The sequence below is a fragment of the Amycolatopsis sp. NBC_00438 genome (assembly GCF_036026695.1).
Lineage (GTDB): Bacteria > Actinomycetota > Actinomycetes > Mycobacteriales > Pseudonocardiaceae > Amycolatopsis.
Map to the genome: position 1 here is coordinate 4,726,522 of NZ_CP107923.1, position 9,071 is coordinate 4,735,592.

Sequence of the window (9,071 nt, forward strand, 5' to 3'; positions counted from 1 at the left end):
TCTTCCTTTCTGTGGTCTTGCCGCGAGCCGGCTGGAGGCCGGAAAGCCCGGCCTCCAGCCGGAAAGCGTCCTAGGCGGGGTTGCGCAGGACGATCAGGAGCACGCCGACCGAGGGGGCGCCGTCGCTCATCGCCTTCAGTTCCTCCGGGCTGGGCGCGATCTCCAGCACCTGCGTGATCTCCGGCGGGACGTCGTGGGTCGCGGCGTACTCGCGCAGCGGCCCGTAGAACCGCTCCTCGGTGTACTTGGTGTTGAGGGTGATGTCGGTGACCTCGACGACCTCCAGGCCCGCGGCGGCGGCGAACGTCTCGTAGTCCGCCTCGGTGACCAGCGGCGCGGTGTGCCACGACTCGCCGACCGCTTCCAGGTCCTTCTTCTTCTGCGCGTTGGCCGCGGCGTCGCGGTCGCTGAAGTCGGTGAGCGCGACGAACCCGCCCGGCTTGATCACCCGCGCGATCTGCTTGAGCGCCTGGACGCGGTCCGGCACGCAGACGATCGACTCGAGCGCGAAGACGTGGTCGAAGGAGTTGTCTTCGAAGGGCAGTTCCATGGCGTCGGCGCGCTGGAAACGCACCCGGTCGGCGACGCCCTCGCGCTCGGCGCGGGCGTTCGAGACCTCGACGTCCCGGGCGCTGATCGAGATGCCGGTCAGGTCCGCGCCGGTGCGGACCGCCGTGCGCACGCCCGGGTTGCCCTGGCCGCAGCCGACGTCGAGGATCTTCTCGCCCGCCGTCGCGCCGAGCTTGCCGGTCAGGATGTCGGTGAGCCGGTCGGCCGCCTGCTCGAACGTGCTGTCGTCGTCCGGGCCGGTCCAGTAGCCGTAGTGCGTGCTCCCACCCAGGAACTGGGTCATCAGGTCGTTGGTCGCGTCGTAGAAGGTGCCGACTTCTTCGGGCTTGGGCAGCGACTCGGTGGTCATGAAGCTCTCCTTGACGTGTGGTGCGGTCGGATACACGGGCTGTGCCTGGAAGTTCTCGGAAGTTGCGTGACTCCTCCCGTCGTAGGAGCCGCTCAGCTGGAGACGGCGAGCGGCAGCGTGTGCGCGTTGAACATCTGGTCGGTGCGGATGAACCGCGGCGGTTCATCGGGAATCGTGGCCAGGTGGGGGAAGCGGTCCAGGAGCGTGTTCAGGGCGACACGCCCCTCCAGCCGGCCCAGCCCGGCGCCGACGCAGAAGTGGATGCCGCGCGAGAACGTCAGGTGCGGGTTGGGGTGGCGCTCCGGGCGGAACTCCGCCGGCGCGTCGAACACGCGGGGATCGCGGTTGGCCGTGGCCATCCACACCATCACCAGCTGGTCGGCCGGGATCGTCTCGCCGCCGAGCTCCGTCTCGACCGCGGTCACCCGGGAGGTCACCGAGAAGGGCGGCAGGTAGCGCAGCGACTCCTCGACGACGCCCGGCAGCCGGGACCGGTCCTCGCGGGTACGCCGGAACTCCTCCGGGTGCGCGTCCAGGCACAAGATGGTGTTGCTGAGCATCATCGTGGTGTTGAGGTGCCCGGCGAGCAGCAGCGTGTCGACGAGGCTCGCGACTTCCTTGCCGGTCAGGCGTTCCCCGTCGACCTCGGCGTGCACGAGCCCGCTCAGCAGGTCTTCGCGCGGCTTCTTCCGCCGGTCGTCGACGAACTGCTGCAGGTACTCGGCGAACTCCCGGTGCCGCTGGATGACCGTCTTCGTGACCTCTTCCTGGCCCTCGAACCGGCCGACCAGCTGGACGTCGTCCGAAGTGGACGGCATCAGCGACTCGGCCTGCTTGCGGAACAGGTCGCGGTCACCGGCCGGGATGCCGAGCAGCTCGCAGATCACGGTGACCGGCAGCGGGTAGGCCAGCTCGCTCACCAGCTCGAGCCGGTCCGAGGACTGGACCTCGTCGAGCAGTTCGTGCGTCAGGGCCGCGATCTTCGGCTCCAGGTCGGCCACGACCTTGGCCGTGAACGCGTGGCTGACGAGCTTGCGCAACCGGGTGTGGTCCGGCGGGTCCATGTAGAGCAGCTCGTCGTAGGTCTCCTCCGGGTTGTCGCCGCCGATCTCGGCGCCCATCACCCGCTGCAGGTTCGAGGAGAACACCTTCGGCTTGCTCAGCAGCTGCACGTTCTCGGGGTGGCCGTACACGTGCCACATCCGGGTCTCGGGGTCGTAGCCGACGGCCTTCTCGGGCTCGATGCCGCGCAGCCAGTACTGGCGCTCGTCGACCCCCCACTCGTCGAATCGGGTGATCACGTCAGGCTTCCTTTCCGTAGAGGGTGTCGCACAGCCGCAGCACCTTCTCCAGCGACTCGGGTGCCGTCATCACGTCGGTGTGGTTGGTGGTGGCGACCTCGGTGACGAAGAAGTCGTCGATCTGCTCCTCCCACTCGCGCCAGTACTCGACGCCGTCCAGCCCCGGCAGGTCCGGGTTGGCGAAGAGCACCATGTACTCCTCGAAGTCGCCGAAGAACCGGCCACCGCGGTTGCGGACGTAGTAGCAGCGCACGGCATCCCGCCGCGGGAGCGGATCGACGACGTGGTCGCCGGTGTGCAGCACCTCGAAGAACCGCGCCAGCTGGGTGACCTGGGTGCGCAGCTGCGTCTCGGTCTTGGTGATCCCGGTGGCCAAGGCGGCCTTCAGCAGCGAGTCGAGGAACTCCGGGTACTCCAGGCCGGGGTCCACCTCGTCGCGGTGCAGGATCGGGGTGCGGCCGTCGTTGGCGTCCAGGCGGTTGTTGCCGAGGACGATGTTGACCGCGCGGAAGGCGCAGACCTTGGCGATGACGTCCGGTTCGGCCCGGCCGCCCTGCATGATCGTGTTGACGCGGTTGGTCGCGGCGGCGTCCAGGGTGTCGAGCATGACGAGCGTGGTCACTTCGGCGCCCTGCAGCTGGAGCTGCCGGACGACCTCGTACGCCAGCAGGCCGCCCAGGGAGAACCCGCCGACGTCGTAGGGTCCGTCCGGTTGCACCGCGCGGATGAGGGCCGCGTAGTGCTCGGCCATCGGCACCTGGCCGCTGAGGATCTCGCCGTCGCCGAGCCAGCCCTTCGGCTGGATGCCGTAGAACGGCCGGCCGCTGTGCTCGGCCAGGGCCCGGTAGGACTCGACTCCCCCGTTGCCGTGGTGGATCCAGAAGACCGGCCGGCCCTCGCCGCCGCGGTTCATCCGGATCAGCTCGGGGACCTCCGCCGTCGTGGCGGGTGCGGCCGACGCGCCGACGCGGCCGATGATGTCGTTCAACGTCTCGCACTCGGCGATGACGTCCAGGGTCATCGTGTCGTCGAGGTGCTTTTTCACCGAGGACAGGAACTGGGCCATGAAGATCGAGTCGAAGCCGTAGCGCCGCAAGGGCACGTCCGGGTCGAGCTGTGCGGGGTCGATCTCCAGGACCTCGGCCATCAGCTCGGCGACGCGGCCGGCGCTGTTCCCCGCGACCTTGTCCACAGTGGACTTCACGGCGGGCGGGGTGTCCCGCCGCGGTTGGCGGACGGCGCCGTCGCTCTCGGCGACGATCACCTGCTGGCCGAGGTCGTTGGCCCCGTCGGCGGCGGGGAACGCGCCGCGGAAGCCCGTTTCGGTGAGCAGCCGCTGCCAGGCGGCCGGGGCCAGCGTGGGCGTGCCGGGCACGCGCGGTGCCGGGTCGTCGTAACGCCACCAGCCGTCGAGGAGGCCGAAGGTGAGGTGGCTGAACAGGCTGCCACCGCTCAGTTCGTTGAGCAGCAGGATTCCGTTGGCGCGCAAGGTCGCCTTCGTGTTCCGCAGCGTGGTGCGGATGTCGCGGGTGGCGTGCAGGACGTTGGTGGCGATGGCGACGTCGAAGCCGCCGGCCGGGATCGGCTGTCCCGCCAGGGGTGCCTCGACGTCGAAGAGCCGGGTGTCGAGGAAGGGCGCGGCGAACTCGCGCCGGGCGTGCAGCAGGAACGCCTTGGAGATGTCGGTGTAGCAGTAGGTTTCGAGGTGGTCGGCCCACGGCTCGAGGTGCCGGAAGACCGTTTCGGTGGTGCCCCCGGTGCCCGCGCCGATCTCCAGGACACGCAGCTTCGCCCCGGGGTCGTCGGCGACGCGGCGTCGCACGTAGTCGACGAGCGTCCCGGCCAGGACCTCGTTGAAGTGGTCGGCGACCGGGTTGGCCTTGTAGACGCCTTCGACGAGGTCCATCGACGACGCCGGGAACAGCACGTCGGTGGCCGGGCGGCGGCCGGTGAGGATGTCGGCCAGTGCGCGCAGCGTGGTGTCGACGAGCGTCGTCTGGGCCCGGGTGGACGCCTCGGCCAGCCAGCCGTCGCGGTGCCGGTCCCAGTCGGCGGTGTCGGTATGCGCGGCCGGTGCGGCCGAGTAGCGGCCGTCGTCGTGGTGCAGGTGGCCGGTGCCGGTCAGCACGTCGAGGGTGTGCCGGAACCAGCGGTCGTACTCGTCGGTGATCTTCCCGTGCACCCGCCATTCTTCGGCGGTAGCCGCGCGGTCGTCGTCGAACAGGCCGAGTGAGCGCAGCACGCGCCACAGGACCGGCACCAGGGCGGCGTCCAGCTTCTTGTCGTGCCCGTCGATCTTCTCGCGGAGCCGGGCGACCTCGTCCGTGCGATCCGGCCGGCTGGCACGCAGGGCCGTGATCAACGCCGGGGTCCGGGCTTCGAGCTGCTCGACCACGTCGTCGTCGGACGCCTGGGTCGCCTTCAGCAGCGCCAGCTGGGAATGCCGGGAACCCAGGAGCGTGTCGTAGGTGGCCATGCCTTCGGCCGGTTCGATCGACTCCACGCCGGCCCGGGCCATCCGCTCGCGGTGGGCGTCGTCGGCGACCACACCCACCCCGCCCCAGTAACCCCAGTTGACGACCTTCACCGGGCAGTCGAGCCGGGTGCCGAGGTGCTCGGCGTAAGCGTCGGCGAAGGTGCAGCCGGCGGCGTAGTTGGCCTGGCCGGGCGAGGTGAGGAACGACTGCAGCGAGGAGAAGAACACGACGAAGTCGAGCGGCTCGCCGGCGAAGGCGTCGGCGAGGTTGACGGCGACGTCGGCCTTCGCCGCGTAGGTGGCGGTGAAGCGCTCTTCGTCCATGCGGGCCAGGCTCTGGTCGCCGAGCACGATGGCGGAGTGCAGCACGCCGCGGACCGGGCCGTGGCGGCGGACGATCTCGTCGCGGGCGCGGCGCAACGCCGCCGGGTCGGTGGCGTCGGCCTGGATGTAGTCGGGCTTGGGACCGTGCGCCGCGAGCCGGTCGCGGCGGGCTTCGATGTCGGCGTCCAAGGGGCGCCGGCCGATCCACACCACGCGCACCTTGTGGCGGCGCAGCAGGTGCTCGGTCCAGACGGTGCCGATGCCGCCGGCCCCGCCGATGGCCACGACGACGTCGTCGGGCTGCAGGTTCGCGTGCGCGGGCTCCGCCGGGACGGGCGCCGCCAGCTCCAGCAGGCGCTGCCGGTACCACTCGCCGTCGCGGTACGCGAGCAGCGCGCCCTGCGGGTCGGGCGGCAGGGTCAGGACGTCGTCCCACGGCACGGGTGCGCCGGCGGGGACGTCCACGACACGCACGGGCCAGTGCGGGTATTCCTGGGCCAGCGAGCCGAAGAGGCCGTGCAGCCCGGCGGCGGCCGGGTCGACGTCGGGGTCGCCGGGCAGCAGGCGGGCCTGCCGGGTGACGACGGTCCAGCCGGTCTCGCCGGTGGCCGCCTTGATCAGCCGGAACGCCGTCCGGACCTCGGGCGCCAGCAGCACGACGTGGTCGAACCCGGCGGGCGAATCGCCGGCGTCCAGCACCGTGGCGTCCGGGTAGTGGCGGCGGAACCCGTCCTGGTCGTCCGAGGTTCCGCCGACGAGGGCGACGCGGGCGGCGGGCCACTGCGGCACGCACTCGACGGCCACCGCGTCCCACACCGGCGTCATCAGGCGGGTTTCGGCGTTCGCGGCCGGCGGCAGGGTTCGTGTGCTGAACCCCAGCAGGCGCACGCAGACGCGGCCTTCGGCGTCGCACACGTCGACGTCCAGCCGGCGTACGTCGCCGCCGCGGTCGTCGGGGTGGCTGCGGATGACGACCCAGCCGTCCGCGGGGGTCGGGGCGTGCACCTGGACCTCGCGCACCGCGAAGGGCAGTGCGAGCCGGGCCGCCGGGCCGTCGTCTTCGCCCAGCCAGACGCCCAGGACGGCCTGGAGCGCGCCGTCGAGCAGGCTGGGGTTGAGCACGAGCGGCGACTCGGCCTCGCGCGGCAGGCTCAGCCGGGCCACGGCGATGCCGTCGTCGTAGTGCAGGGAGCGGACCGCGCGCAGGGCCGGGCCGTAGTCCATGCCGATGTTTTCGTACGTCCGGTAGAACTCGGCCACGTCCAGGCTGTTCCGGCAACCATCGCGGAGTTGTTCCACCGCAACGGTTTCCGCGGTCAGCGCGGCGACCTCACCGGTGCCTTGGGCGTAGACCGCCGCGTCGCCGTCGACGTGCACCGCGAACGCGCGTCGCCCGGCCGGGTCCTTCGGGTCGAGCCGGACCTCGACGCGGCGCGGTTCGGTGACCTCGATCGGCCGCAGCCAGCGGACGTCGCTGATCCGGACGCCGGTCTCGGCGCCGAGCGCGTCGCGCGCCAGTTCCAGGTAGGCGACGGCGGGCAGCACCGGGACGCCGCGCAGGCAGTGGTCGCGCAGGTAGTACTCGCTGCCGTCCAGGACCCGCTCGCGGGGAGGGGCGGGGGTGCGGGCGGCTCGGTCGGCGATCCAGAAGCGGCGCAGGTTGAACGGGTACGTCGGCAGCGGGATGCGCCGCGGCGGGGTGTCGCCGTGCAGGCGCCGCCAGTCGAAGTCGAACCCGGCGGCCCACAGCTCCAGCAGGCGCGGCAGCTTGCCCTTGGCGACCCAGGTGTCCATCGCGGCGGCGATGTCCTCGTCGCCGGCGAGCACCCGCCACAGCGCGTTCGGCTGCGGGCGGCCGCGGTGCAGGTCGCCGCGCGGCTCCCCGGCGACGAACGCCCGCAGCGCGACGCGCAGGTCGTCCATCGTCCCGACGGTGAACGCCAGCCGTTCCGGCATCGCGACCCGGCCGACCTGCAGCGTGTAGGCCACGCTCGCCAGGTCGTCGTCGCCGCGGCCGTCGGCCCAGGCGAGCAGCTGCCGCGCGCGGGTCACCAGCGTCTCGGGTTCGCGCGCCGACAGCACGATGGCGAACGGCCCCGCCGCCTCGGCGGCCGGTGCGGGCGGGCGGTACTCCTCCAGCACGACGTGCGCGTTCGCGCCACCGAAGCCGAACGAGCTGACGCCGGCCCGCCGGGGCAGCTCCGCGCCGTCGGCGGCGACCGGCGCGGCCCAGGGCTGCCGTTCGCGGACCAGGAAGAACGGGCTGCCGGTCAGCTCGAGGTACGGGTTGACGGTGTCGCAGTGCAGGCTCTCGACCAGCGTGCGGTGACGCAGCTGCAGCAGCACCTTGAGCACGCCGGCCACCCCGGCCGACAGCTCGGTGTGCCCGATGTTGGTCTTGACCGAGCCGATCCCGCAGTGGGCGCCGGTGACGTCGGCGCCGTCGTAGAGGTCGTGGAAGGCGTCCTTGAGGCCGTTGACCTCGACGGGGTCGCCGAGTTTCGTGCCGGTGCCGTGCGTCTCGATGTAGCCGACCGTGCGCGGGTCGACGCCGGCGCGGCGGTAGGCGTCGCGGATCACCGACGCCTGGGCCTTCGGGTTCGGCGCGGTCAGCGAGTTCGCGCGGCCGCCGTGATTGACGGCGGTCGCGCGGATGACGCCGTGGATGTGGTCGCCGTCGCGTTCGGCCGCCGAGAGCTTCTTCAGCACCAGCATGCCGACGCCCTCACCGCGGGCGTAGCCGTCGGCGTCGGCGGAGAACGTCTTGCTCCGGCCGTCCTCGCTGAGCATGCCGGCCCGGCCGAAGCTGATGTGGCCGTCCGGGACCAGCACGGTGTTGACGCCGCCCGCGACGGCGAGCGAGCACTCCTCCCGGTCCAGCGCGGACACCGCCCGGTGCAGCGCGACCAGGGAGCTGGAGCAGGCCGTCTCGACCGGTTCGCTCGGGCCGTGGACGTCGAGGAAGAAGCTCATCCGGTTCGGGCCGATGGACGGCACCGTGGCGGTGGCCGCGACGCCGTCGCCGCCACGGGCGTGGGCGTCGATCAGGCGGTGGTAGCCGGTGGTCGCGGTGCCCACGATGATGCCGAGATCGGTGCCGGCCAGGGCGTCCGCCGCGTACCCGGCGTCCTCCAGGGCTTTCCACGTGTGGAGCATCAGCAGCCGGTGCTGGGGGTCCATCAGCTGCGCTTCGCGGGGGGCGATGCCGAAGAACTCGGGGTCGAAGTCGGCGACGCCGTCCATGAACCCGCCCCACTTGACGGTGGTGCGGCCGGCCTCGTCGAACGGGTCGCCGTACAGCGCGCGCCAGTCCCAGCGATCGGCCGGCACTTCGCTGACGCAGTCGCGCCCGTCGGAGAGGTTGCGCCAGAACGCGTCGAGGTCGTCGGCCTGCGGGAACCGGCCGCTCATCCCGATGATCGCGACCGGGTCCCCGGTCCGCGGCCGCTCGACCGGGACCGGAACGACCGGCTCGGGGTCCTTGCGCACGACCGGCGCCGGAGCCACGGGACGCACGCCGAGGCGGTCCGCGAGGCCCGCTTCGTGGTCGACGGCGATGTGGCCGGCCAGCGCGCGCAGGGTGGGGTGCTCGAACACCACCGTGGGCTTGAGGTCGAGGCCCAGCGCGTCGTTGACCATGCTCACGAGGTGGCTGATGACGACCGAGTCGAGCCCGTACTCGCTCAGCTCGACGTCGGCGTCCAGGTCGTCGGCGCTCACCTTGAGCAGCTGCCGGACCTGGTCCGCGAGCACGTCGCAGACCCGGTCCCGCAGCACGTCCCGGTCGATCCCGGCCGGCTGCCCGGCGGGCTCGGCCGGCTTCCCGGCCGGCGCGGCGCGCTTGGCCGTCTTCAGCTGCTTGGCCAGGCGCACCGCCTCGGCCTTGTCGATCTCTCCCCGGCTGACCAGCTCGTACAGCTCGGTCACCGAACCGACGCGGTGGCTCATGTCAGGCTCCGTTCGCGTTCGTCGCGCTATCGATGGTCACGAATGCCGTTCCCACTCCGGTCCCGCACGCGCGAGCCGGGCGGTAATCCGGACAAATCACCAC

General features: G+C 71.8%; 3 protein-coding genes. All 3 read right to left on the minus strand.

Annotated features, from left to right (window positions below; translation table 11 throughout):
* Positions 1-70 precede the first annotated feature (70 nt).
* Positions 71-919: an SAM-dependent methyltransferase gene (locus tag OG494_RS20795; protein WP_328458177.1), complete on the minus strand. Its 849-nt coding sequence runs from the start codon at positions 917-919 to the stop codon at positions 71-73.
* Between the two features lie 92 nt (positions 920-1,011).
* Positions 1,012-2,220 carry a cytochrome P450 gene (locus OG494_RS20800; RefSeq protein WP_328458178.1) on the minus strand — a complete coding sequence of 403 codons (1,209 nt, stop codon included), beginning with the start codon at positions 2,218-2,220 and terminating at the stop codon, positions 1,012-1,014.
* Between the two features lies 1 nt (position 2,221).
* Positions 2,222-8,968, minus strand: coding sequence for an SDR family NAD(P)-dependent oxidoreductase (locus OG494_RS20805; protein WP_328458180.1), 6,747 nt, complete (start codon positions 8,966-8,968; stop codon positions 2,222-2,224).
* Positions 8,969-9,071 lie beyond the last annotated feature (103 nt).

Excerpts from the sequence above, each read along its gene's own strand:
- OG494_RS20805 (WP_328458180.1), bottom strand. The coding sequence starts at position 8,968 with ATGAGCCACCGCGTCGGTTCGGTGACCGAGCTGTACGAGCTGGTCAGC.
- OG494_RS20795 (WP_328458177.1), bottom strand. The coding sequence starts at position 919 with ATGACCACCGAGTCGCTGCCCAAGCCCGAAGAAGTCGGCACCTTCTAC.